21 protein-coding genes and 1 pseudogene are annotated in these 24,563 nt (G+C 54.4%); 17 read left to right on the top strand and 5 right to left on the bottom strand.

The features are described from left to right. Nucleotides 1–85: 85 nt before the first annotated feature. From coaBC to HS105_04670, 4 genes are read left to right on the top strand one after another with little or no spacing between them, the layout of a single operon-like run. On the top strand, nt 86–1,342 hold the full coding sequence (coaBC, locus tag HS105_04655; GenBank protein ID MBE7515891.1) for a bifunctional phosphopantothenoylcysteine decarboxylase/phosphopantothenate--cysteine ligase CoaBC: 1,257 nt from the start codon (nt 86–88) through the stop codon (nt 1,340–1,342). After that, nucleotides 1,320–2,273 (top strand): uracil-DNA glycosylase, encoded by a 954-nt coding sequence (locus tag HS105_04660; GenBank protein ID MBE7515892.1) that lies wholly within the window; start codon nt 1,320–1,322, stop codon nt 2,271–2,273. The genes coaBC and HS105_04660 overlap by 23 nt, the downstream gene beginning before the upstream one ends. Nucleotides 2,274–2,305: 32 nt before the next feature. Continuing rightward, on the top strand, nt 2,306–3,394 hold the full coding sequence (locus tag HS105_04665) for an isoaspartyl peptidase/L-asparaginase (protein ID MBE7515893.1): 1,089 nt from the start codon (nt 2,306–2,308) through the stop codon (nt 3,392–3,394). Further along, nucleotides 3,391–4,647, top strand: a complete 1,257-nt coding sequence (locus HS105_04670) for a competence/damage-inducible protein A (protein MBE7515894.1) — start codon at nt 3,391–3,393, stop codon at nt 4,645–4,647. Before HS105_04665 ends, HS105_04670 begins: the two co-directional genes overlap by 4 nt. On the opposite strand, the gene HS105_04675 is transcribed toward HS105_04670, so the two are convergent. The 3 genes from HS105_04675 to HS105_04685 all read right to left on the bottom strand — a co-directional run bounded on the left by HS105_04675 (nt 4,644) and on the right by HS105_04685 (nt 7,837). Continuing rightward, entirely contained in the window at nt 4,644–5,360 is a 717-nt protein-coding gene (locus HS105_04675; protein MBE7515895.1) for an SDR family oxidoreductase, read from the bottom strand. The genes HS105_04670 and HS105_04675 overlap by 4 nt on opposite strands. Before the next feature lie 112 nt (nt 5,361–5,472). Then, nucleotides 5,473–6,651, bottom strand: coding sequence for a glycosyltransferase (locus HS105_04680; GenBank protein MBE7515896.1), 1,179 nt, complete (start codon nt 6,649–6,651; stop codon nt 5,473–5,475). Nucleotides 6,652–6,673: 22 nt separating this feature from the next. Continuing rightward, a complete protein-coding gene (locus tag HS105_04685) occupies nt 6,674–7,837 on the bottom strand; it encodes a radical SAM protein (GenBank protein MBE7515897.1) in 1,164 nt (387 codons plus the stop codon). 197 nt (nt 7,838–8,034) lie between these two features. On the opposite strand from HS105_04685, the gene HS105_04690 reads away from it, so the two are divergent. Both HS105_04690 and HS105_04695 read left to right on the top strand, forming a co-directional pair. After that, on the top strand, nt 8,035–8,913 hold the full coding sequence (locus HS105_04690; GenBank protein ID MBE7515898.1) for an urea transporter: 879 nt from the start codon (nt 8,035–8,037) through the stop codon (nt 8,911–8,913). 52 nt (nt 8,914–8,965) lie between these two features. Continuing rightward, nucleotides 8,966–9,703 (top strand): DsbA family oxidoreductase, encoded by a 738-nt coding sequence (locus HS105_04695; GenBank protein ID MBE7515899.1) that lies wholly within the window; start codon nt 8,966–8,968, stop codon nt 9,701–9,703. 7 nt (nt 9,704–9,710) lie between these two features. Here HS105_04695 and HS105_04700 read toward each other — a convergent pair whose 3' ends face one another. Further along, nucleotides 9,711–12,485 (bottom strand): PBP1A family penicillin-binding protein, encoded by a 2,775-nt coding sequence (locus HS105_04700; protein ID MBE7515900.1) that lies wholly within the window; start codon nt 12,483–12,485, stop codon nt 9,711–9,713. Nucleotides 12,486–12,637: 152 nt separating this feature from the next. On the opposite strand from HS105_04700, the gene HS105_04705 reads away from it, so the two are divergent. From HS105_04705 to HS105_04715, 3 genes are read left to right on the top strand one after another with little or no spacing between them, the layout of a single operon-like run. Continuing rightward, the gene (locus HS105_04705; protein MBE7515901.1) at nt 12,638–13,495 is read left to right on the top strand and encodes an NAD-dependent epimerase/dehydratase family protein; all 858 of its coding nucleotides are present in this window, start codon (nt 12,638–12,640) and stop codon (nt 13,493–13,495) included. After that, nucleotides 13,495–14,550 carry a lipopolysaccharide heptosyltransferase II gene (gene waaF, locus HS105_04710; GenBank protein MBE7515902.1) on the top strand — a complete coding sequence of 352 codons (1,056 nt, stop codon included), beginning with the start codon at nt 13,495–13,497 and terminating at the stop codon, nt 14,548–14,550. The genes HS105_04705 and waaF overlap by 1 nt, the downstream gene beginning before the upstream one ends. A 2-nt stretch (nt 14,551–14,552) precedes the next feature. Next, nucleotides 14,553–15,092, top strand: a complete 540-nt coding sequence (locus tag HS105_04715; protein MBE7515903.1) for an HAD family hydrolase — start codon at nt 14,553–14,555, stop codon at nt 15,090–15,092. Here HS105_04715 and HS105_04720 read toward each other — a convergent pair. Next, nucleotides 15,087–15,461, bottom strand: coding sequence for a phosphomannose isomerase type II C-terminal cupin domain (locus tag HS105_04720; protein MBE7515904.1), 375 nt, complete (start codon nt 15,459–15,461; stop codon nt 15,087–15,089). The genes HS105_04715 and HS105_04720 overlap by 6 nt on opposite strands. Nucleotides 15,462–15,520: 59 nt before the next feature. On the opposite strand from HS105_04720, the gene HS105_04725 reads away from it, so the two are divergent. The 8 genes and pseudogenes from HS105_04725 (at nt 15,521) to HS105_04760 (ending at nt 24,545) form a co-directional block, all read left to right on the top strand. Then, complete coding sequence (locus tag HS105_04725; protein ID MBE7515905.1) at nt 15,521–17,206, top strand: PAS domain S-box protein; 1,686 nt, start codon at nt 15,521–15,523, stop codon at nt 17,204–17,206. Nucleotides 17,207–17,318: 112 nt separating this feature from the next. After that, entirely contained in the window at nt 17,319–18,713 is a 1,395-nt protein-coding gene (locus HS105_04730) for a sigma-54-dependent Fis family transcriptional regulator (GenBank protein ID MBE7515906.1), read from the top strand. A 37-nt stretch (nt 18,714–18,750) separates the two neighbouring features. Beyond that, nucleotides 18,751–19,146: a four helix bundle protein gene (locus tag HS105_04735; protein ID MBE7515907.1), complete on the top strand. Its 396-nt coding sequence runs from the start codon at nt 18,751–18,753 to the stop codon at nt 19,144–19,146. 392 nt (nt 19,147–19,538) lie between these two features. Then, a pseudogene (locus HS105_04740) lies at nt 19,539–19,622 on the top strand (prepilin-type N-terminal cleavage/methylation domain-containing protein). Between the two features lie 487 nt (nt 19,623–20,109). After that, complete coding sequence (locus tag HS105_04745) at nt 20,110–20,628, top strand: prepilin-type N-terminal cleavage/methylation domain-containing protein (protein ID MBE7515908.1); 519 nt, start codon at nt 20,110–20,112, stop codon at nt 20,626–20,628. Between the two features lie 208 nt (nt 20,629–20,836). Continuing rightward, complete coding sequence (locus HS105_04750) at nt 20,837–22,756, top strand: O-antigen ligase family protein (GenBank protein ID MBE7515909.1); 1,920 nt, start codon at nt 20,837–20,839, stop codon at nt 22,754–22,756. 50 nt (nt 22,757–22,806) lie between these two features. After that, nucleotides 22,807–23,601, top strand: a complete 795-nt coding sequence (locus HS105_04755) for an ABC transporter permease subunit (protein MBE7515910.1) — start codon at nt 22,807–22,809, stop codon at nt 23,599–23,601. Continuing rightward, nucleotides 23,598–24,545, top strand: a complete 948-nt coding sequence (locus HS105_04760) for a hypothetical protein (GenBank protein ID MBE7515911.1) — start codon at nt 23,598–23,600, stop codon at nt 24,543–24,545. Before HS105_04755 ends, HS105_04760 begins: the two co-directional genes overlap by 4 nt. The last annotated feature ends 18 nt before the right edge of the window (nt 24,546–24,563 follow it).

Below are 24,563 nucleotides of genomic sequence, written 5' to 3' on the forward strand. Positions count from 1 at the left end.
GTTCTATTGTTGTAGAATTGCATTAATTGGTTGTATTCAATTATTGCGTTCGCAGTAAAAGGCCGAGTATTTATTGAGCGATAATATGTCCAAATTTCGCATCGGTTTAGGGGTTACGGGAGGCATCGCCGCTTACAAGGCGGTCGAAGTGATGCGGCTGCTGCAAAAGGCGGGCTGCGAGGTGCGTGTCGCGATGACGCGGCATGCGACGGAGTTCGTTGCACCGCTCACTTTTCGCGCGCTTTCGGACGCAGAGGTCGTCGTTGACGATTACGATCCCGAGAACGCAGACCCGATCGCTCACGTAAACTTCTCGCAGAATATCGACCTTTTGCTCATCGTGCCCGCGACCGCGAACATCATCGCAAAGTTTGCGAACGGCGTTGCCGACGACTTTCTCACCTCGACATATCTCGCCTCGACGGCTCCGGTGCTGATCGCTCCGGCGATGAACACCACGATGTGGGAGCAGCCTGCGACGCAGCGGAACATCGCGAGGCTGAAGGCCGACGGCGTGAAGTTCGTCGAGCCGGTCGCAGGTGAATTGGCGTGCAAGACCGTCGGCACGGGGAAACTCGAGGACGTCGAGAATATCGTCGCACAGGCTCTCGCTCTGCTTGAGACAAGAGACGAGAGACCGGAGACGGGAGACGCCCGCGATCTTTCGGCAGAGAGATTCTTGATCACGGTTGGCGGTACGCGCGAGCCGATCGATCCGGTGCGTTTTATTTCAAATCATTCGTCGGGAAAGATGGGATTCGCGATGGCGGAGGCCGCCGCGGCGAGAGGTGCGCAAGTGACGGTCGTCGCGGGCGTTACGACGGTCGAGCCGCCGGCGAACATAAAAATTCTCCGCGGCACGTCAGCCGCAGCTATGTATGAGGCTGTGATGAGCGAATTGCCGAATGCCAGCATTTTTATCGGAGCGGCGGCGGTGGCTGATTACGCTCCCGCGAATGCGGCGGACGCAAAGATAAAAAAGGAAGGCCGCGACGAGATGACACTCGAACTCCGAAAGACCCCCGATATCCTCGCGGCGGTGTCAAAGGCGAGGCACGACGGGCTTATCGTTGTCGGGTTTGCCGCTGAAACGAATGATGTTGTCGGATATGCGCGTTCGAAGCTCGAAAAGAAAGGACTCGACATCGTTGTGGCGAATGATATTACAAAGGACGGAGCCGGCTTTAATACCGATACAAATATCGCGACGGTTATCACGCGAACGGATGAAACAGAATATCCGCTTATGTCAAAGAGGGAACTCGCAGACAAGATACTCGATCGCATCGAAGCGATGAGAAACGATCGGGCAAACGGAAATGATCGAACGGAACGAGCTTAAAGAACTGAGTGAGGAAATTCGTGAGCAGGCCTTATTTCTAAAGGAACTTGGAATTTCGGGCCTTGCGGTGAATTTGCCGGCATTCAGCCCGATACCGGCAAAGCAAGTGAGATCGGCGCCGGAGGTTGAATTTCGACCGCGAACGACCGAGCTGCGAGAACCGCTCACACGTCCGTCAGAGCAAAAGATCGCCGATCCGACGCTCACGTCGCTGCCATCCTTAAGAGGCAGGCTCGAACCGCGAAAAGTGATCGAACCGAAGGATGCCGAACCGCTCAAGGTCGAATCTGAACCGAAAGTGATCGAGCGTTCCGTTGCGATCCCGGCAGAAGCCGCATTTATTTGGCCGGAACCGGTCGAGACGATCGAGCAGATACGAGGTGATATCGGCCCGGATTGTACGCGATGCAAGCTTTGTCGGCTCGGGCGCACACAGGTCGTGAACAGCGTCGGAAATTTCAACGCCGATCTTATGTTCGTCGGTGAAGCGCCCGGAGCAGATGAGGATAGGTTGGGCGAGCCGTTCGTCGGGCGTGCGGGCCAACTGCTGACGCGCATAATCGAGAGCATCGGCTTCAAACGCGAAAACGTCTTTATCGGCAACATTAATCGGTGCCGTCCGCCGGAAAATCGAATGCCGGAGCCGGATGAATCCGCCGCGTGCAAGCCTTTCCTTTTGCGCGAGATCGCGGTAATTCGGCCCAAAGTAATTGTCGTGCTTGGAGCTCACGCGGCTCAGAATCTGCTTGAGACCAAGGTGCCGATCGGAAAGCTTCGCGGCCGCTTTCACGATCTTATGGGAGCAAAGGTAATGCCGACATTTCACCCGGCTTATTTGCTTCGCGATCCGAACAAGAAGCGTGAGGTTTGGGAAGATATGAAGCTGGTCCGAGACTGCCTGCAGGGTCGAGCGTCGGGGTCACAGGCCTAGTTGAGATTCGTTTGCCGATCAGGAGATATTCTATGAGAATCCTTTCGTCGATAGTGTTGATCGTCGCCATTGCGTGCTTACCGCTTGGAATATTTGCGCAGAAAGGCAGTTTTGGCGAGCACCCGCAGCTTCAGTCGCCGCAGAACCCGCGGATCGGTTTTATTATCCACGGCGGTGCGGGCGTCATCTTAAAAGGCTCGATGAGCCCCGAGCGTGAGAAAGAATACCGCGATAAGCTTGCTGAGGTCGTAATGGCCGGATACAAGGCTCTCCAGGAAGGGAAGTCCGGTGTTGACGCGGTCGAGATCGCGATCAGGATGATGGAAGATTCGCCGCTTTTCAATGCAGGTAAAGGAGCGGTCTTTACGCACGACGGCAAGAATGAGCTTGATGCCTCGATAATGGACGGCAGGACGCTTGCGGCAGGTTCGGTCGCGGGCCTTCATCATGTAAAGAATCCGATAACGCTCGCCCGTGCCGTTATGGAGCGTTCGCCTCATGTGATGATGGTCGGCGATGGTGCTGAGCAATTTGCAAAGGAGAGGAAGATCGAGCTTGTTGACGAGAAGTACTTCCGGACGCAGGAGCGCTGGAACGGCCTGCAGCGGGTTCTGAAAGAGGAAAAAGAGAAGGAGCAAAAGAAGGCCGATGAGAAGGCGGCAAAGCCGAGTGTTTCCGACGCAGCGCCGGCTTCACGCGAACCCGCCAATCGTTTCGGCACCGTCGGCGCCGTTGCTCTCGATAGGAACGGCAATATCGCCGCCGGCACCTCGACCGGCGGGATGACGAACAAGCGTTACGGCCGCGTCGGCGATGCGCCGATAATCGGCGCAGGTACTTATGCCAATAACAATACTTGCGGCGTTTCGGCGACAGGCTGGGGCGAATTCTTTATACGCCTCGGCGTCGCGCGTGATATCTCTGCAATGATGGAATACCGAGGCCTGCCAATACAGGAGGCCGCCGATGCCGTAATGAAAAAGGTCGGCAACCTAGGCGGTGACGGCGGCGTGATCGCGATGGACAAATTCGGGAACATGGCGATCTCGTTCAACAGCGAGGGAATGTACCGTGCTTATATCGACGCGAACGGCAAGCCCGTTGTCGAGATATATAAGTGAGCACATCACTGATGAGAACCGCAGAGATAATTGCTATCGGTTCGGAGCTGCTGACGCCGACAAAGATCGATACGAACAGCCTTTGGTTCACCGAAAAGTTAGACGAGATCGGCATAGGCGTGATGCTCAAGACGATCGTCGGTGATGATGCCGTACGTCTTGAAGCCGCGATCCGCGATGCTCTCACACGCTCGGATATCGTGATAACGACGGGCGGCTTAGGGCCGACCGAAGATGATATTACGAGGGCCGTCGCAGCAAAAGCAGTCAGCCGCGAGTTGATCTATCGAGACGATATCGAACAGCAGCTTCGTGAGCGTTTCAAGCGCTGGACGAGTGTGATGCCGGAGATAAATAAGCGGCAAGCTTATGTGATCGAAGGCTCTGACATTCTGCCAAATCCCAACGGGTCTGCGGTTGGGATGCTTCTTGAATTAGGAACCAAGATGCTGGTCATTCTGCCCGGGCCGCCGCGCGAGAATCAGCCGATGTTTGTCGATCACGTCTATGAAAGGCTGAGAAGCATCGCCGGTGAGACCTATGTGTCGCGGCGGCTCCTTCGTGTTTCGGGCATGGGTGAATCGGCAGTGGATGAGATCGCGGCCCCGATCTACACCGCGTATGACAATGTACAAACCTCCATTCTGATCGGTAAAAGCGAGATCGAGCTTCGCATTGCCGCCCGTGAGTCCGATCCAAGGTCGGCGCAGGCGGCCGCTGATGAGGTTGCAGAAAAGATCACCGCTGCTATCGGGATCGCTGTGTTTTCCACGAACGGCGACTCGATGGAGCAGGTGATAGGCAAAATGCTTGTCGATCGCGGCGAGACACTTGCTCTCGCCGAAAGCTGCACCGGCGGGCTTGTCTCGCGGCGGATCACGGAGATCGCGGGTTCGTCGCGCTATTTTATCGAGGGTGCCGTAACGTATTCGAACGAGGCAAAGGTTCGAACTTTAGGCGTCGATCCGAAGATCATCGAGGATCATGGCGCGGTAAGCGCGGATTGTGCAGAGGCGATGGCACGGGGTATCCGCGAGCGTTCCGGGGCCGCACACGCGATCTCGATCACGGGCATTGCCGGGCCTGACGGCGGCACGGAGGTAAAGCCGGTCGGTACGGTCTATATCGGTTATTCGGGGCCTGCCGGCACGCGAAGCCGCAAGTTCGTCTTTCCCGGAGACCGATACCTGATCCGCCGGCATTCAAGCCAGGCCGCGCTCGACTACTTAAGACGGCAAATGCTGAAACTTTAGGTTACGGCGCCGCCGTCCACGATGACGACCTCGCCGTTCATGAAACTGTTGCGGTCGCTGCACATGAACGCTGCAAATTCGGCAAGCTCTGCGGGCCGCCCGAGGCGTCCCTTTGAGACCCAATGCTCGTGTATCTCCATTAGCCGATCCGGCAATGTCTGCCCGAGATCGGTATCAAAAATACCCGCCGCAATGGCGTTGACCGAAATGCCGAAGTTAGCCGCTTCGCGTGAAAGGCACTTGGTGAAGCCGATCATTGCTGCCTTAGCGGTCGCGTAATGGACCGATGTCGGGAGCGAACGGATGGCGCCGACCGAGGTGATGTTCAAGATCGAACCGATGCGTTCACGGATCATCTGCTTATAGAAAGGCTTTGTAACGGCAAAGAGGCTGTTCACATTGGTATCTATTACCCAATCCCAACTCTTGTCCGTCGTCGTAGCAAAGTTATCCGCTTTGTTGACCGCAGCGTTGTTGACGAGGACATTTATCGCACCCCAAGACTCTTTTATCTCGCGTGCGATATGCTTCATCCCGAAACGATCGGTTGCAGACACCTTGAATGCGAAGGCCCGGCGGCCGTACGACTCGATCTTCGCTTTCATCTTTTCGGCGAGTTCATCGCTCGAAAAATAATTGAACGCAACATCGGCCCCTTCTCGGGCAAAAACCTCACAGATCGCGGCCCCGATACCTCGAGTTCCGCCGGACACAAACGCGCGTTTTCCTTCTAACAATAAGCTCAAATCAGAGTTCCCCGTGATGAAAAGTAAAAGAAGAGGTTAATTAAATCAGTGATTTATGACAAGTCTCAACAGCCGAATGTTATGCGGCGGCCCTGATCGGCACCTGCTCGCGCTGCCATAAAGCGTTCAGTTCGCGGATGATATATTCGGTGGAATTCGGGGCGGAAAGCCCTGCGGTCGCCGCCTTCATACGGGAATACCTGTCGCGGTCGTGAACGAGGCCGTCGATCGTCTGAACGATGTCCGTGCAGTTCTTCAAGAGTATTCCGGCACCTTTATCGTGGATAAGCTGAACAGTGCCTGCCTCCTGCGGCATGGGCGGCGTTGTAGCATCGGCAATGATCGGCAAGCGGCATGCAAGAGCCTCAAAAGTGGTCAGGCCGCCGAGTTTTGAGACCATAACGTTTGCCGATTGCATAAGCTTTTCGATCTCATCAGAATAGCCGATGACCTTGACAGGGAATTTTGCGGTTCGCGCCAGCCGCTCGGCCTCAAGTCGAAGCTGGTCGTTCTTACCTGCAAGGAAGATCGCCTGCACATCGAGGTCGCCGCGGATGAATTCGCGGAAGATCTGCGGGATATTCCCGCCGCCGATCCAGCCCGCATTTATGAATACCGTAAATTTATCCGGATCAAGCCCGAACACTTTCCGCGCGTTTTGGGCGTCCGCCTCGCAAACCTCGTGGAATTTCGGATCGACAGGCATTCCGGAAACCTTTATCTTTTCGGGCGAAACACCGTAATCGATCAGCTGCCGCCTTGCTTCGTCATTTGCGACAAGATAGAGCGAGACGTCATCACAGGCCCAGCCCTTCCAAAATCCGTAGCACGGATCGGTAACAACCGTGACCAATGGCACTTGTCCGACCAAATTCAACTCTCGGAGTATCCTTCCGAATATATGTTGGGTCAGCGGGTGTACACTTACGACCATGTGAGGACACCATTTTTCGAAAACATCACGGCAAAATCCGATGCAGCGTTTATGAAAGAATTCGCGGGTCTCCGGGCGTATCTTATTGACCACCCAATAGAGATACTTCATCCAGTGCTGTTTATTACGAAGTATCCAATTGTAGATGTTGACGAGCTTTTCGGTAACGCGATGCGACTCCTCGACCGCCTTGATTATACGGACCGCCGCCGAGTCGCCCTGCCAGAACTTTTGCACGCCGGCAGCTATGGCCGCCGCGGCGCTCCGGTGCCCGCCGCCGGTGTCGGAAGAGATTATCAGGATCTTTGGCGTATTCGGCTGCATCTGCCAGTCAAAGCTGTACGATCTATGCTTTCTTTAGAACGGCCTCGCGGGCGGTCTCGAACCCTGCGGATGCCGCCGCTTTTCGCATCTCAGATTCAAGCTTTTTGATCTTGATGAGATGGCCCGGATTAAACGGCAGCGACGGATAGAAGCAATTCGATTCGTGCGTGCAATGGCATCCGGCAGCTATGTCTTTGCGTCGAGCTTTCATCTGGTCAGATGTCCACGCTGCCTGGAAATTCCAGTCAAAATCACGGAGGTTAAGCACGTCAGGCTTGTTCTCGCACGAGGAAAGAGCTCCGTTGTCGTAGATCACTGCTCCGGCCGAACCTGCATAGCACTTTAACTGCGGTTTGTCTTCCTCTTTTGTCTTTGCGATGAGGCCGTGCATATAGATATCTACCGCTGCTTTGAAGAAGCCGGACTTGCCGCCGTAATTATTCTTGATCGCAGCGCTCTTTGTGTCGTCAAGGATCATCTGCGAAAGTTCCTGATATCGCTTGTGGTCAAAATTCAACTCACTCGGATCGGCCGACGGCGGGCGAATGTAGTTAATATTCACCTTGTCGGGCTTAAGGTCGTATTTTAGAAAGTCATACCAATCGAAGATCGTATCCTCATTCGAGTGCATAACACAGGTGCAGGTTTGGATATCAAGCTGCGGATATTGCTCGCGCTTCATCTGTTGAAGCGTTCTTGCAGTATGGATCGCCTTATCCCAGCTGCCTTCCTTTCTCCTGATCTTTTCATGCGCTTCCTTCAAACCGTCAATGCCAAGAGCGACGGAGACATTAAGCTTTGGGCACTCATCCAGGATCCTTGTAACATCCGGGAAAATTCGCTGATGGATCTGTCCGTTGGACATCAAATAGACCGATTCGAGATTGTTGTTCTCATAAAATGCCTTGACGATCTCCGGGAGGTCCTTCCGTGTGAAGGGCTCACCGCCGGCGAGCACAAGCACGCCTAGATTGCCGCCAAGCGTCTCTGATATCCGTGCGATCTCATCGGTCTTCATCTGGAGCTTTTTGCGCGGGCGATCATCGAGTTCTTCGGTAAAGAAACAGTGCGTACAGCGCATATCACACACGCTGGTAACGAGAATGTTAAGAAATACAGGTGAGATGGTCTTCCCGATCACCATGCTCGCGTAACGCTTAAAGATCTCTCTTGTAGTAAAGTCCATTATCCTTCCTTGGCAGACGCCCATCCGATGCGCGTTCTACACCAGCTTAAATCTATCGTATTTGATGCCGTTTCTCAACAAATTGCGTGCCGTGCCCATGGCGCGTTAAGGTAAATATTGTCCTCGATCAAGAAGGCCTATTTATTTGCGGCCTAATGCTCGTTGACACGCGACCCTATTTATCACAATTAGTTGAAATGTATAAGGCGATATTTTCTTTCTTCGACCAGGTGATCAAAGGCATGGGCCAGATAATGCTCAAAGAGAGTATTTTGACTGGCGTGCTTGTTACGATCGGGGTTTTTGTCGGCGGATGGCGGACGTTCCTCGCCACGCTCGCGGCAGCGGCTGCAGGAACATTGACCGCGCGTTTATTCGGCTTCGACCGCAAAAAGATCGACTCCGGACTTTACGGATTCAGTGCGGCACTGGTCGGGGCAGCCATTGGCCTTCTTTTTGATCTGACGCCGACCACCTGGATTGCCGTCATTCTGGGCGGCGCGGCGGCCGCCCTCGTTCAGCACATTTTTCTGCGAAAGGAGCTTCCGGGCTACACTTTTCCGTTCATTCTGGTAACTTGGGCGACCGTCTTCGTATTGAGGAATTTTGCTCAAGTTCCGGGCCCGAATCTATTTCTTGGAAAACACGATGCACTGGCGCTCGGCAATGCGTTCGCGGTAACCAACGGCTTTGGTGAGGTAACCTTTCAGAAAAATGTTTTCTCCGGAATTTTCATCTTTATAGGTGTGCTTGCTGCCGACATACGGGCGGCTCTGTATGGCTTTACAGCTTCGCTTGCTGGTGCATTGATCGCACAAGCAAGCGGGCAGGCTGCTGATGCGGTAACGCTCGGCCTGTTCGGGTTCAATCCGGTTCTGACTGCCATTGCTCTTTCCGGGCCGACGAAGCGTGACCTTCTGTTCTGCATCATTGGCGTAATAATTACGATCGGTGTGAATCTCGCTTTCGCGAACACCGAGATCTTCGATGCGGTCGGCGGCGCCTTTACGTTCCCGTTCGTCCTGGCTACATGGATCACATCGTTAATAAAGAAAACATCGGCCAAGCAGCAGTAATCGGAAATGCCTCCGCTTACAGAGCGAGCCGCACGGGAATACAATAATTGTTATGAGTGATCTTACCGAAAAACTACGCGTCGAAGTTTGGAGCGATGTTGTCTGCCCATTCTGCTATATCGGAAAACGGAATTACGAGGCGGCTCTTGCTAAGTTTGAACATCCTGAAGAGGTCGTGTTGGAATTCAGAGCATTTCAGCTTGACCCGAATATGACGCAGGACCCGAACAAAAAGACCGATCTTCGCGAACATCTCGCACATAAGTACGGACGCAGTTTGCCCGAGGCCGATGCAATGCTTCAACAGATGGCCGGAACGGCGAAGAATGCGGGACTTACGTTCAATTTCGATACCGCAGTTCGCTTCAATACCTATCAAGCACATCGCATCGCTCAGATAGCGAAAGAAAAAGGACTCGGCAATGAGTTCGAGGAAGCTCTTTTTGCGGCATATTTTACCAACGGCATTGACCTTGGCAGCGCGGAAAAGCTGAGGCAAGTCGCAGCAAGTGTCGGGCTGTGCGATGCTGATCTCGAAGCGGCGCTTAACGACGAAACCTATGCCGCAATGGTCGATCAGGATCTCCGCGAGGCCGCCTCGATAGGTATTTCAGGAGTCCCGTTCTTCTTATTCAACAAGAAATATGCCGTCTCAGGCGCTCAGCCGCCTGAAGTCTTTCTCGAAGCGCTGAACGCCGCTTATAACGATTGGAAGCGGTCGGAGGCTCCCGAGATCAAAGCGGTAAGTGCCGGATCGTCCTGCGATATCGGCGGAAATTGCGATCGATAGCGCGACGTCAACGATGAAACGTACAAAATTCCTTCGGTTCTGAGCCGGCGGCAAAGGTTCGCATTTCACGCTCCGGGCATTTCGATGTTGCACGCAACCCTGTCAACGGACACACAGCCACGGAAACAGTGCCTGATTCGGAGCGCGGAGCATTCGGCGGACGTCCCGGCGGCTCACCGTTAGGCGGTTGAGCGGAATCCTGCCAGGTCGAATCGACGGGCGTCGGCGACGGATGCTTGCTTTCGGTCTCGACGTTGATATCTTCGGTTCCTGCGATCGCGCGGCTCGGCATTGTCCCCGAAATGAACAGCTCAATACGGCGAAACTCAGCGGGAACATTCGTTACATAGATCTCCGGTTCAGGTACCGAGGGCGTGTCAACCGGTATCTCATTTCCTTCGCTGTCAACCAGCTTCATCGGCGTCGGTGTTGCCGTGGGCGAGGCATCGGGCAGCTGCTGTTCAACGGCATCCAGTTCGCGGATAAGCTTGCCGTTGCGAATGTCGATCTCGCCCTTGCGGATGCCGCCGGGCATCGTCCAGTCGCCATTCCATTCAGGATGCAGGGCAAGAGCGGCCTTCATAAAGTCGGCCCACACCGGCATTGCCGAATCCGATCCTTTCATCCCAAGGTCGTCGCCATTGTCAAAACCTACATAGACGACGCAAACGATCTCGGGCGTAAAGCCCGCGAACCATCCGTCGCGTGAGGTTCCGGTCTTTCCGGCAAAGGCCGTCTTGCCGGCGACGTTGCGAAAGCCCCAACCTTGGGCCTGTGCTGCGGTGCCGCGATTGATGACGTCTTTCATAATGTCGTCCATTATGTAGGCGACATCGGGTCGTACGATATTCTTACGTTCGGGCAGCGGGGCCGTAACCGTGCGGCCGTCGCCGGATGTTATTTGCGTGATCGGCATTGGCGCGGCACGGTCGCCGAGATTGGCGAACATTGTGTACGCTGTGGCAACCTCCAACGGAGTAGCTTCGGCAGTTCCGAGTGCCATCGAAGGATATGCCTTATCGACCTTTGGCAAGCCGGCCTTTGCCGCGAAATTCATCACTTTGCCGATATTCAGCTGCATGGCAAGATCGACGGTTATAACATTTTTGCTCTTAACCAGCGCGTCCCGCAGCGTCAACTCCTTGTTCGAGAAAGTGTCGCCGAAATTATTCGGCGAATAGGTCTCGGTGCCGAAGGTGAACACCTTCTTTTCGTCTTTGAATATGCTGGCGGCGGTAAATTGCCGTGTGCCCGAGTCGTAAGCGGAATTTATCGCGGCCGTATAAACAAAGGGCTTGAATACGGAGCCGGGCTGCCTTTTCGCACTTGTTGCTCGGTTGAACTGATTTTGCAGATAATCGCGCCCGCCGACCATTGCCACGATCTCGCCGGTCCTCGGTCGGACGGCTACAAGGGCTGCGTTCAGCGATCCTTTCTCTTTCTTTGGAAAGTATTTGTCCAGCGAATTCAGCCGTTTGCTTACGGTCTCATAAGCGATCCGCTGAAGGTCGGGGTCGATCGAGGTGTAAACACGCAAGTGCTGTATCGCTTCGGGGTCCGAGACGAGTTTCGGCAGCTCGTCGATGGCGTATTGTGAAAAATACGGCATACCCTGCAGGTCATGTTTAGCGTCGAATTGCCGGAGCTCGATAGGTTCCTGCTTGTATTCCGCAAGCTTTGCGGGGTCGATATCGCCTGTTTCAACCATCGATTCAAGGACCTGATTGCGCCGCTCCGTTACCTTTTCGAGATTCTTGTACGGATTGTAGCGGTTCGGACTGCGAATTATTCCTGCGATAAAAGCGGATTCGGGCAGCGTAAGCTGTGATACATCTTTGCCGAAATAAGCATTTGCCGCCTCGCCGACGCCGTAGATCGACACACCCGAACGCTGCCCAAGATATATCTGATTGGCATATAGCGTAAAGATATCCTGCTTGCTGAGCCGCGTTTCGAGAATGATCGACATAAAGGCCTCGGTCGCTTTGCGCTCGAGTGTCTGCTCGTTGCTCAGGAGCGTGTTCTTGACAAGCTGCTGCGTTATGGAGGAGCCGCCCTGATTTTGAAGCGGTGAATTCTCATCGCTGTCATATCGCCGCCAAAGCGCGCGTGCGATACCGCGAAAGTTGACGCCGTAATGGTCAAAAAAGGCTCTATCCTCGGTCGCCACGATCGCCCGTATAAGGTGCGGCGGCAGGTCATTATAGGTGATGGTCTTTCGTCGGCCGTCGCCCTCAGCCGCAACCGAACTCAGCATCTTGGGTTCAAGCCGTGCCTCTTTGACTTGTTCGCCCGTGTCGCGGTCACCGATCGCGGCCACCGTCTTAAGATCCTTGCCGAACTTAACGGATATTGACGGAAATGCCTTTTTACCGTCGATCACCGCACCGGCACCGGGCTCGATGGCAAGTACGTCGCCCTCGGCCGAATACCGGCTTCGCGACTGATCGGCCTTATTATTCTTTTCGATATAGCCGGCAGAGCGAAGATAATCGGTCAGCTCCTGCATCGATATCGACTCATCGACGCGGAGCGTTTTTGGGGCCGAATATATGCCCGCGGTCGGCGTAAAAACCTCGCCGCTGAGCAGACGCCGGTCGATACGGTCAGAGAATTCGAACCAGAAGTACGTCAACGAGAGGAACGTGATCAGAAGCACGATTAGGCTAATGATGAGCGTCCAACGGTTGAACACAAGGTCGATGAGCCGCCTTACGCGCGACTTTGGCGGAGCCTTAAATGAGACCTGACGCCGTGCCTTCACCCATCCTTTTGGCGGCATCTTTGATCTTGCTGTTCTATTTTCTGTCGGTTCGGGCATTGCGGCACGCTGAACAACGCCTCGCGGCGGGCAGGAGAGGCACTCTTGCTATTAAAAATCTTACTATATTTGCGTGGCTTGATGTCCAGCAAATAATGACTTCTAATTGACCTATGAAGGTACTCGTTACGGGCGGAAGCGGTTATCTCGGCACGCATGTGAGGCGTTTTTTCGGTGCTGACGACCTGTCGAGACGTTCGGGCAAGGATGTTTTGATCCGCCAAGATGCTGCGATCGCGAGTGAATACGACTTGGTTATCCACATGGCGGCGAACCTCGATCGATCATCCGCCGGTGAAGAAAAGAATTTTGAGACGCAGGTTGCGGGAACTATCAATATCCTTCGGTCGATGCGTGAAGGAGCCGCCTTCATTTATTTGTCAACAAAGGATATATACGGACGCTTTGCGGATAATTACTTTGATGTGCCCGAGACCGTGCCGGTTTCATATTCGGGGCAATCATCTTTCGAATGGTCGAAGTTCATTGCTGAGAAATACGTCGAATATTATGCGAACGCTCGCGGCTTTCGCTCGTGTATTTTTCGTCTTTCATCCGCCTACGCACCAATGAGCGAAGGCAACAGGCCGAGTTTTGCGGGCCACTATGCAAATGCGATCAATCTTGGCGAGGCGATCCGGCTGCCTGCCGGCGGAACGCCTATCCGCGATATCCTGCACGTTGATGACTTTGCACGCGCGTGTTCAGCGTTCTTTGAGTCTGTGATACGGCACGGACTTTATAACATCGGCGGCGGCCGTGCGAATGCAATGAGTCTGACCGACCTTATCACAAAGATGGAAGAGGTCTCGGGCCTTTCGGCTGTCATTGATACTGATCATCCGCTGCCTGCGCCTGTGCCGCTCAATTATGTTACCGATACATCGCTCATAATGCTCGAACTCGACTGGGAACCGCAGATCGCGGTCGAGGACGGCCTGCGGACATTGTTCTCTGCCCACGATGCCTGATGAAGATACTTGTACGCGGTACAAATTGGATCGGTGATGCAGTGATGTCGATCCCGGCATTACGTGAGCTTCGGCGGATATTTCCCGAAGATCGCATTACGCTGCATACACGCTCGTGGGCCGACGGGCTTTTCGAAGAAGCAAGTTTTATTGACGATATCGTTACCTACGAAAAGCACCGTTGGCGTGTAAAAGATGTGCTCGACAATTCGCAGTTCCTGCGTGAGGACCGTTATGACCTGGCGATCCTGCTGCCGAACTCGTTCGAGGCGGCGCTTACCGCGTTCTTATCAAAGATCCCTCGGCGGATCGGCTACAACAAGGATGTGCGCGGCCTTCTGTTGACCGACCCGATCGCGGTGCCCGAGTGGAAGGGCCGGCGGCACGAGGCTTTCTACTACATCGAACTTGTGCGTCAGATCGAACGGCTTATCCTAGGCAGTGAAACGGTCGGGGGCGAAGTGCCGGACGCATTGCTCGAGGTCTCGGACAAGCGTAGATCGATCGCACGCAAATATCTGGCGGATCTCGGATGCGATCCGACAAAGGAAACCATTGTGTTGGGCGTCGGCTCGGCCAATTCGGCGGCGAAACGCTGGCCTGCGGCAAGCTACGCGGCAATTGCCGATATGTTTTCCGGGCGGCGCGATGCGAACGTAGTTTTAATGGGTTCGAAAGATGAGGCTCAGATCGCGGCCGATGTGGAAAAGGCGACAAGGTCGCCGATCTTCAATATCGCGGGCAGGACGAGCCTTGCGGAGGGCGTTGCGATACTGAGCGTTGTTGATCTTACGGTGTCGAACGACATGGGGTTGGCGCACCTGGCGGCGGCCGTTCAAACAAATACCCTCGTCATCTTCGGCCCGACCGACCCGAACATCACAAGGCCGTTCTCAAGTTATGCTCATATTATTACTGCGGGTGCTGACTGCTCGCCGTGTCATTTGCGCGATTGCCCCATCGATCATCGCTGTATGACGCGCATAACGCCTCAAATGGTATTTGACCGATCTGTCAGCATTCTTGAGCGCGATGGAACTGCTGCCACTGAATAGATATGAAAAAGCCGGCCATCTTTCTTGACCGCGACGGGACCCTGATCGAAGAGGTGAATTTTCTCCACCGTGTCGAGGATCTGCGCATCTTTGAGCAAACGCCAAAGGCACTCGGCGATCTGCGCGATGCGGGATTTCTGATTGTTGTGCTCACAAATCAGTCCGGCATCGGCAGAGGGCGATATTCTGTTGAAGATATGCACGCCGTGCACAGAGCAATGCAGGACGCGTTGAGCGGCATGATCGACGGCTTTTATTTCTGTCCGCATCTGCCGGATGCCGGCTGCCGTTGCCGCAAGCCCGGGCTTGGCATGATAGAAGCGGCTTGTGAGGATCTTGCGATCGACCTTGAACTCTCGTGGATGATCGGCGACAAACGTTCCGACATCGAGACCGGATTTGCCGCGAATATTCGGACCGCATTGGTTTTAACAGGTTATGGTGCGGAAGACCGGAAGCGGCTGGATGCTGAGCCGACGGTTACCGCAGACGGTCTCGGCGACGCCGCGGAAGCCGTTTTGCGGCTTATCGGGCGGTCATAGCCTTCCAAAATCATCTTCGAGCCGTACGATATCATCCTCACCGAAGTATGTGCCGGTCTGTGTTTCGATAAAGACGAGCAGTTCAATTTCGGAAGGGTTTTCGACACGGTGTGCGGTTCCGGCCGGAATATCTACCGATCCGCCTGCATTGACTAACAATTCCTCGCCATTTAATGTTACCTTAGCCGTGCCGCGGATGATGAACCAATGCTCAGAGCGCTTTGAGTGGTGCTGGTAGCTGAGGCGTTTTCCCGGCAGAACCTCGATCCTTTTGACCTTAAAATGTTCGCTGTCGTCGAGAACGGTGAAACTGCCCCACGGTCGTTCATCGTAGGTCGGCGAGTTACTGAGAGTGCTGTCGTTCGCCATATTTTGAGACAAGGGACATGTTCAGTTTAAACGAAAACGCCGAACCCGCAAGTTCAAAAATGATGCAGCGCATCCAGACGCTCATAATCGGGCGTTTGATGACGATCTTTGTCCTGCTGATTACGATCTGGATATGGAACAGCGGGCATTTGCGGCTTGCATGGGATCAGTTTCCGCAGGTCCTGTTCATCGTCTTTTTGATAAGTGTCGGACTGACGATCGTTTACTTCTTTCTACTTCGGCTCTGGAAGAACTTCTCGTTCCAGATCGGCGTCCAATTCGTCCTTGATTCACTGCTTATAACGTGGCTGATGTGGCGCTCAGGCGACCTTTCGTCGCCGTACCTCACGCTATATATCGTCCTGATAAGCGTAGGAAGCGCGTTCCTGCGGCCGCTGCCGACGCTGCTGCTCGCCTCGTTCTGCTCGCTTCAGTTGATCGCGATCTCAATGATGGCGTCGCTTGGGGTGCTTGAGTTGGGAAGTTCCGGGCTTGCCGCAGGAAAGTTCCTCCAGATCGTCAGCTTCAATGTGGTTGCGTGTTTGGTCGTCGGGCTTCTTGCCTCGCGGCTTTCCGACAGGCGTGTTGCGAGTGAGCAGCTCCAGGAAACGACCAAAACGCTTGCAAATCTTCGCCTCCTGCATGAGCGCACTATCGAGTCGATACGTTCAGGGTTGATCACGACCGATCTTGAAGGGAATATTTACACGTTCAATGCTGCCGCGACCGAGATAACGGGATTTCGTGCGGAAGTGATGCAGGGCGCATCGGTTTACAAACTGTTCGGCGATATTTACGAACCCATTAGGCTCTCGATGGATGCAGCGGAGGACGGCGGACAGGCTCCGCGTTTTGAGACAGACCTTTTGACGCCTGAGGGCTTTGCAGTGCGTGTGGGCTATTCGATCTCACCGCTTTTTTCCGAATCGGGCGAATCGACGGGGCTGATCCTTACGTTCCAAGACCTTACCGAGATCCGCTCGATGGAGGACAGCATCAGGCGAAAGGATCGTTTGGCCGCCGTCGGGCGTGTCGCGGCCGGCCTGGCACACGAGATACGAAATCCGCTGGGTGCGATGCGCGGCGCGATCCAGGTTTTGGAATCGTCAATGCCGGAAGGCTCGACGCAGGCAAGCCTTATGGATATCATCCTGAAAGAATCCGACAGGCTGAACCGCATCATTACCAACTTTTTGAGCTACGCGAGGCCGGCCGCAAGCGAGTTCGTCGAGGTCGATATAGCCGAGGCGATACGTGAGACCGTAAAACTGCTTCGCCACAGCCCCGATATCAAGCCTGAACACACTCTGATCGAGAACGCAGGGACGGAACCTGTCATCGTTGCGGCCGATGCGGCACAACTTAAACAGATATTTTGGAACCTTGCACGCAATGCGATCCAGGCGATGCCTGACGGCGGTACGCTGTCGATCGCGCTGGAAACGATCCCGAGCAAGCGTGTACGTATCACATTTGCAGACACGGGCTGCGGTATGTCTCAGGAACAGGTCGAACAGCTCTTTGAGCCGTTCGCTAACTCGACAACGGGCGGCACAGGGCTGGGACTTTCTATCGTTTATCAAATAGTAAGAGACCATAACGGAACGATAAACGTGCGCAGCCGGGAAGGTTCGGGTACGACAATAACCGTCGAGCTGCCCGGCGAGAATCGTTCATTGCCGTCAAAACCCGAGGAGCAGCCGCCGGCAAGCGGGCTTCAAAAGCTCCTGAATATTGAAGGCTGAATCGGGAATGAACTGAATATTACTTGAAGTGCTTACTGCATTTCTGTGAAAATAGCTAGACCGGCCGGGCCTTCCGCTGATCGGAGCGTTCGATGCCGAACTTCCTGCTGAAATGGCAAATATCCTCGTCGTCGATGACGAACAAAGTTACAGGCAGATCCTTACTCTTGTCTTTGAGGGCGAGGGGCACACGGTTCGGACGGCAATGAACGGCCGGCAGGGCATCGAGGCTCTTCGCGATGCGCCTGCCGACGTCATCGTCTCGGATGTGAAAATGCCGGATATGGGCGGCATCGAGATGCTGCGCGAACTCCGCGGGACGTTTCCCGATATCGGCATCATTTTTATGACGGCATTTGCCTCGGTCGATACGGCACGCGAGGCTTTCAAGCTCGGCGCGGATGATTTCGTTTCAAAGCCGTTCGATGTCGAAGAGCTAAAACTCGTCGTCCGCAAGACGCTTGAAAAACAGGAACTCATTAGCGAGAACCGCGCGTTCAAACGCGCACAGCGCGAGCGGGGCAGCGTAAAGAACATTGTAGGGCATTCAGCAAAGATGGATGCCGTCTTTCAAATGATCGAGACGGTTGCCGAGGTCCAGTCCACCGTACTTATAAGCGGCGAGAGCGGCACCGGAAAGGAACTTGTCGCGCGTGCTATACATGACCGCGGCCCGCGCGGCGACCGGCCGTTCATATCGATAAACTGCGGCGCATTTACTGAGACGCTGCTTGAATCGGAGCTTTTCGGCTATGTGAAAGGCGCGTTCACGGGTGCCAATGCCAACCGAAAGGGCCTTTTTGAAGCTGCGGACAAAGGAACGATCTTTCTGGACGAGATCGGTGAGATGTCGCCGTCGATGCAGGTCAAACTGCTGCGCGTGCTGCAGGAGCGGCGCGTTCGCCCTGTCGGCGCTCATAATGAAATGGCGGTCGATGCCCGCGTGATCGCGGCGACGAACCGCGACCTGCGGCAGATGGCCGACGACGGCACGTTCCGTGAGGACCTTTTCTACCGCATTTCGGTGATACCGATCGACCTGCCGCCGCTGCGCGACCGTTCTGAGGACATTCCCGATCTCGTCGAACATTTTGTACGCAAATTCTGCGACCAAAGCGGCCGCAGCGTAACGATCTCGCCAAAGGCGATGCAAATGCTCGAAAATTACGCGTGGCACGGCAACGTCCGCGAGCTTGAGCATACGATCGAGCGAGCCGTTGCCTTGGAACGCGGCGACGAGATACAGCCCGAGCGCCTGCCCGACCACATAACCAACTACAATCCTTCCCGGATCAAGTCAGAATTCGAACTTCCCGAGGACGGGATCAACCTCTCAAAGCATCTCGATAATCTGGAACGCACCTACGTCGTCGAGGCTCTGCGAAAGACCGGCGGCAACCAGACAAAAGCCGCCGAACTCCTCGAAATGCCCGTCCGCTCGCTCCGCCACCTGCTCGATAAACACGACATCCGCGAACTGTCAGCACGTATGCGGTCTGCGGAATAGACGAGAGACCAGCGACAGCAGACGAGGGACAAAGTGGATGGATAATAAGAAGATTCTGCGTCATCAAGACCTGGTGGTCTATCAAAAAGCTCTTGAAGCGGCAATGATGATCTTTGACCTGAGCCGGTCCTTTCCAAAGCAGGAGACCTATTCGCTTACCGACCAGGTACGCCGCTCATCTCGCTCAGTTGCCGCAAACATTGCGGAGGCGTGGCGTAAACGCCGTTATGAAGCTGCTTTTATCGCCAAATTGAACGACTCGGAAGGCGAGGCCGCTGAAACCCAAACGTGGATCGAACTTGCCGTTAGGTGCGGCTACATCGATCGAACGGCCGCTGTCGATATTTACAATCAATACGACGAAATATTGGCGATGCTAGTGTCAATGCAAAATAATCCCGTCAAAGGGACGCTCTTCAAATCGCAAAAGTAGAGAACGCAAATAAAATAGACAGTAATGGCGAAGACCCTCACGCCCCATCCATTCTCTTGGCCACCTCATTCGATAGCATGCCTTCTGTTTTCTCAGCCGTTCTGTCTGTTTTCTCCGGTCGGCCTTTTTCTTCAGCCGTCTGACAAAAAGTGTCACCATATTCTTGCCAAATTCTGTTAATCCGACCTATAAATCCAGAGTGCTCTCTCAAATTCGGGCTTTACACCTCTTGCCATCGATGTTGCTAATATACTGAAAACAATGATGTTCTGGCTCCCTATCTCTTGTCTCCGGTCTTGTTTGTCGTCTTTGGCACGCTGCTTGTTAACGAAAGGGTGCCTGGGAAAGGTATAAAACCGACTCAAAAATCTTTAGGAGATTGTGAACTACAAATGAAAAACCAAAAGGGCTTCTCGCTTATCGAACTCTTGATCGTCGTCGTAATCATCGGCATCATCGCCGCGATCGCCATCCCTAACCTGCTTGCTGCACGCCGCAGCGCGAACGAAGGTTCAGCAGTTTCAGCAATGCGCACACTTCATGGTGCTCAGATGACCTACGCTTCGACGTATGGCAGCGGCAACTACGCCGGTGCAACGTCATTTGACGGTACGGCTCTTTCGGCTCTCGGAACGCCGGGCCTTATCGACAGCGTTCTCGCAACGGGTACGAAGAGCGGCTATAACTTCGTCGGCGCGCGTGTCGCTTCGTCGGCAACGGCTCCTGCAACATTCGCGTTCAGTGCGATCCCGTCAACCACGAGCGGTGTGACCGCTACGGGTGCCCGCCGCTTCGGTGTCTCGACCGATGGTGTGCTCAAGGCTGACACGACCGTCGCTTCACAGTATGCGACCGTTGCAGCAGTTGAAGGCGCATCGCCGATGAGCAACTAACAGCTAACTCGACCTAAACTTTGCACGGCGGGAGACACGAGAGTGTTTTCCGCCGTCATTTTGATTGGTAATGGTACTTACGGAAGGCAGCGCCATGCGAACACACCAAACAGGATTCTCGCTCATCGAACTATTGATCGTGGTCGTGATAATTGGCGGATTGGCCGCCATCGCAGTTCCAAATTTCTTGGCGGCACGGCGAAGTGCCAACGAGGCAAGTGCGATCGCCACGATGCGTGTGTTCCACGGCGCACAGAATGTTTACGCCGCAACGCGCGGCAATGGCAACTTTGCAGGGAACACTGCCTTTGATACCGCGGTCTTTCCCGCACTCGCGGCTGATGCGATCATCGACGGCATTCTGGCCTCCGGTCAAAAGGACGGGTACTCCTTTGTCGGGGCGAAGACCAGCCAGACACCTACCGATCTTCCGCAATTCGCCTTTTCGGCCGTTCCGACAAATACTTCGGGCTTAACCCAGACAGGAGCTCGCCGCTTTGGTGTTTCGACCGACGGAGTGGTACGGACAGACACGATGCTCACACATTTTACGACCATTGCTGCCGTGCGGTCAGCTCCGCCGTTATAAGTTGCCGACATTCCGGATGTTTACTGACCGGCGCCTTTAATGCGCCTTTTTTGTCCTTTGCGCCATATACCGCGCTCGAGATATTGTTTCCGCCGGTTGCGATGTTAGAATTTTGAGTAATGATTTAGCGGCTATGCCGGCCTACCGAATGACTGTCGCAGTCCCTGATCAAACCAACACCGCTCGACTCGGCCGAACGCCAATCGTTGTGGCGTCGGTACTATTCGCAGCGTCATTGTTGTTGGTGCTGTTTTATCTGCCTACCCCGGTCATTCCGGTAGCTCATCCGTATCGCGCGGAATCAGCGGTCGCGATCGCAGAGCTGTTGGTTTTACTGCTCGTTCGAATTTCAGGGGTCAGGGTACGGTTGCTGATCGCCGTACTAAGGAGAAACGATACCCAGATCCTTTGTGCTATTGCCGCTTTCGCCGTCTGGAGCTGTCTGTCATCGGTATGGGCTAACTCCATCGAATCGATCCTACACCATACTTTGCTTTGGGGCCTTTACCTTGCCGTGTTCTTAACCGTTCTTGCGATAGTCCGGCTGCAGAACGATCTCGGCCTCATTTTTGGAATACTCAGCATTGCAGGCGGCATCATTGGAATCCTGTGTCTGTTGGATTATCTTTCGATCACGAATTTTTCGGACAGTGAGGCGTTTCTTCGCGTTCGCTATGGGAAATTTGGAGAGTTGCTCTCCACGATCTCACCCTTGTTGCTGGGAGCCGCCATTGTGTCAAAGGGCGTTTGGCGATACGCAATTGTCGCCTCGGCGATTCTGTCCTGGCAGGCGTCCATGTTCGCACTCAGTAAGGGGGCATTTCTGGCGGGGCTTATTGGTTTTGCTGTATTTTTTGTTGGATGTGTCCTATCGACAGGCAGGAGGCTCTGGCGTCAGTTGGCAGTGGCGGCCGTACTGGCCGTGGCATTCACTTTGGCCTTTCAAGGTTATTTCAGTTATTTATCAGATGTTCCGTCAACATCAAATTACCTCTCCGGCACGAGCGATCCGGAGCGAAGTTCAACAAAGCTTCGAGTATTTATCTGGGCCGTTGGATCGCAAATGTTTGAAGATCACTGGCTATTAGGCGTCGGCGCCGACAATTTCGGACGTGAGTTCAATAATACAAGAATTGCGTTCCGCCGGCATGACACGTTTTTTCAACAGCCGGAGGTCGCCGAGGATATTTTGGTCGAAAGGGCACATTCGGAGCCGCTGCAGGTGTTAAGCGAACTTGGTGTTATAGGGCTGGCGTTATTCTTTGCGCCGTTCGTGATCTTCGGTTGGGCTGTTTTTAAGCGTGGTGCCGAAACTGACGCAGACAAGCTGATCTTATGGGCGGCGATAGGCGGAATGGCGGCGTTCGCGGTGAGTTCGATGGTCAGCTCATTTTCGTTCCGATCGGCGCAGAACGGTGCAGCATTTTTCTTTGTTTTTGCGGCGGCTGTTTCGGTACTTCGACCGGCACCGAACGACGCCGGCAACGGGCGGCTCAAAAAGGCGCTTTTCGCGTTCGGCATATTATCGACCATCCTTATGCTCGGCTACGGAGCGTCAAAAGCCGCGGCGGAGTATTTCGTCCGTGATGCCGAGAGTACCGTTGATAACGAACGCGCGATCGCCGATTACAAAAAGGCACTTGCGATCGACCCGGAATATTCGGGAGCGTATCTCTCATACGCCGCTCGTTTCCGTTCGATGGGAGACTTTGCGGATGCCGCCAAGATGACGCAAAAGGGTATTGAGCACGGCATCGCGATGTCGCTGACGTATTCAGAGCTTGCAAAGCAGCGAATGGCCGCCGGCGACGCCGCAGGAGCCGAAGATGCGTACCGCGAAGGCGTGCTTGTTTATCCGCGTTCGGTCTATATGCAGACCGAGTTCGCACTCTTTTTGGAGTCGATAGGGAAGACGGATGCGGCCGCAGAACATCTCGACATCGCCAGATCGATCGAGCCGCGGCAGGCAAAGGGCTGGTATCATTTGATAAAGGACGGCGGGCTTAAGGCGTTTCAACTCTCGCAGGCTGACCCGTCCATCATGCCGCCGGCTGAACTCCCGCCAACGAATGCGACCATACAGTATTCGGATAACGGCCCCGGCGATACGCCCGAAGCAACCCCTTAATATGATAAAATACCGCGTTGCGTGACGTGCACGCACCTTTACCTCAGATAATGCAGAACGAAGGAACACGATCCCTGCCCCGGATCATGGCCATCGCGAAAAATGCTTTTCGCGAGGCGATACGCGATCGGATCTTATACAATTTGATCGTTTTTGTGCTGTTGATAACGGCGAGTGCGATATTCCTCGGCGAACTGACCGCGGGCCAGGACGAGCGCGTAATAGTCGATCTCGGGCTGAGCGCGGTGCTGCTTTTCGGGGCGTTCATCGCGATATTTGTCGGCGTCGGACTTGTGTGGAAAGAGATCGAAAAGCGTACGGTCTATTCCGTATTTGCAAAGCCCGTAACGCGTGCTGAATTCATCGTCGGAAAATATCTCGGTCTTTGCCTGACGCTCCTGCTCAACATCGCCGTCATGGGAGTCGGCGTATCGCTCGCCCTGTTATATGTAGGCGGCTCGTCGCTCATACCTTCGGTTTGGGGAGCCGTAGTGCTTATTTTCCTGGAACTTACGATATTGACGGCCGTTGCGATAATGTTCTCGTCATTCTCGACGCCGGCGTTGTCGGCTCTGCTGACATTCTTTGTATTCATTATTGGGCATTTCTCTGCCTCTCTGCTCGATCTTGCGACAAGCCTCGGCTCGAACGCAGCCGTATGGTTCTTTTCGGCGCTCTATTACATCCTGCCGAATCTATCGAATTTCAGCTTCATCGTGAACGCGGCGAACGGCCAAGTGCCGACGGCCGCATTCCTCGGCGGAGCGACTGTTTATGCGGTCGGCTACGACGCGGTCGTTCTCGTAATAACCGTGTTGGTTTTTAGAAGGCGGAATTTCAAATGAACACTGCGGGTCGCATACGTTCGGCTGCGATCACGGCCGTCATTGCTATTGCGGGCGTAGCGGCGGTGGCATGGGCACGGCCGTTCCTTGATCTCAGGCGTCCGACGCTTCCTGCGGGTTATGAGGATTCCGATCTGATGTTCGACGTCTCGCATCTGAAGGGTTTTGCATTAGGCTTTGAAGGCTTGATCGCTGATTGGTATTGGATGCGGGCGCTTCAATATATTGGCGGCAAACTCGTCGAAAAACAGGATGAGGATATCGACCTCGGTGATCTGCGGTCGCTGAACCCGAGGCTTCTTTATCCGTATCTTGATGCCGCGACAACGCTCGATCCGCATTTCATCGCTCCGTACGCCTACGGCGCGATCGTTCTGCCGGCGATCGATCCCGACAAGGCAATTGCGATAGCCGAGAAGGGCATTGCGAACAATCCCGATCAGTGGAGGCTCTATCAACATCTGGGCTACATCTATTGGCGACTCAAACGTTACGATGATGCCGCCGCGACCTATGAAAAAGGTTCTGAGGTCGCAGGGGCCGCTCCGTTCATGAAACTGATGGCCGCATCGATGAAGACCGAGGGCGCGAGCCGTGCGACAGCTCGCGTGATATACACCCAAATGCTCGCCGATGCTGCTGATGAACAGACACGCATCACGGCACAGAGGCGGCTCGACCAGTTGGACGCGCTTGATGACACCGACGCTATGAACAACGCCCTTGCCGAATACAAACAGCGGACCGGCCATTGTGTCACCGATCTTCGCGAAATAAATGCGAGCCTGATGAATGTGCAGCTTCCCGGCCGCCGCGACTTTAAAATTGATGCACAGAACCGGATCGTCTCGCCCGCCGGCACCCCATTTGTGCTTGACCGCGAAAAATGCGCGGCGGCAGTCGATGATCGGCGTTCGGGAACAGCTTCAAATGGCGGTCAGTGATCGGAATAGTTACTACGA

The sequence above is a fragment of the Chloracidobacterium sp. genome, assembly GCA_015075585.1.
Lineage (GTDB): Bacteria > Acidobacteriota > Blastocatellia > Pyrinomonadales > Pyrinomonadaceae > OLB17.

Coding starts and splice junctions, on each gene's coding strand:
- HS105_04680 (MBE7515896.1), bottom strand. CDS start 6,651: ATGCAGCCGAATACGCCAAAGATCCTGATAATCTCTTCCGACACCGGC.
- HS105_04665 (MBE7515893.1), top strand. CDS start 2,306: ATGAGAATCCTTTCGTCGATAGTGTTGATCGTCGCCATTGCGTGCTTA.
- HS105_04700 (MBE7515900.1), bottom strand. CDS start 12,485: ATGCCGCCAAAAGGATGGGTGAAGGCACGGCGTCAGGTCTCATTTAAG.
- HS105_04715 (MBE7515903.1), top strand. CDS start 14,553: ATGAAAAAGCCGGCCATCTTTCTTGACCGCGACGGGACCCTGATCGAA.
- HS105_04685 (MBE7515897.1), bottom strand. CDS start 7,837: ATGGACTTTACTACAAGAGAGATCTTTAAGCGTTACGCGAGCATGGTG.
- HS105_04730 (MBE7515906.1), top strand. CDS start 17,319: ATGGCAAATATCCTCGTCGTCGATGACGAACAAAGTTACAGGCAGATC.
- HS105_04705 (MBE7515901.1), top strand. CDS start 12,638: ATGAAGGTACTCGTTACGGGCGGAAGCGGTTATCTCGGCACGCATGTG.
- HS105_04725 (MBE7515905.1), top strand. CDS start 15,521: ATGATGCAGCGCATCCAGACGCTCATAATCGGGCGTTTGATGACGATC.
- HS105_04695 (MBE7515899.1), top strand. CDS start 8,966: ATGAGTGATCTTACCGAAAAACTACGCGTCGAAGTTTGGAGCGATGTT.
- coaBC (MBE7515891.1), top strand. CDS start 86: ATGTCCAAATTTCGCATCGGTTTAGGGGTTACGGGAGGCATCGCCGCT.
- waaF (MBE7515902.1), top strand. CDS start 13,495: ATGAAGATACTTGTACGCGGTACAAATTGGATCGGTGATGCAGTGATG.
- HS105_04755 (MBE7515910.1), top strand. CDS start 22,807: ATGCAGAACGAAGGAACACGATCCCTGCCCCGGATCATGGCCATCGCG.
- HS105_04735 (MBE7515907.1), top strand. CDS start 18,751: ATGGATAATAAGAAGATTCTGCGTCATCAAGACCTGGTGGTCTATCAA.
- HS105_04690 (MBE7515898.1), top strand. CDS start 8,035: ATGTATAAGGCGATATTTTCTTTCTTCGACCAGGTGATCAAAGGCATG.
- HS105_04760 (MBE7515911.1), top strand. CDS start 23,598: ATGAACACTGCGGGTCGCATACGTTCGGCTGCGATCACGGCCGTCATT.
- HS105_04660 (MBE7515892.1), top strand. CDS start 1,320: ATGATCGAACGGAACGAGCTTAAAGAACTGAGTGAGGAAATTCGTGAG.
- HS105_04720 (MBE7515904.1), bottom strand. CDS start 15,461: ATGGCGAACGACAGCACTCTCAGTAACTCGCCGACCTACGATGAACGA.
- HS105_04745 (MBE7515908.1), top strand. CDS start 20,110: ATGGTACTTACGGAAGGCAGCGCCATGCGAACACACCAAACAGGATTC.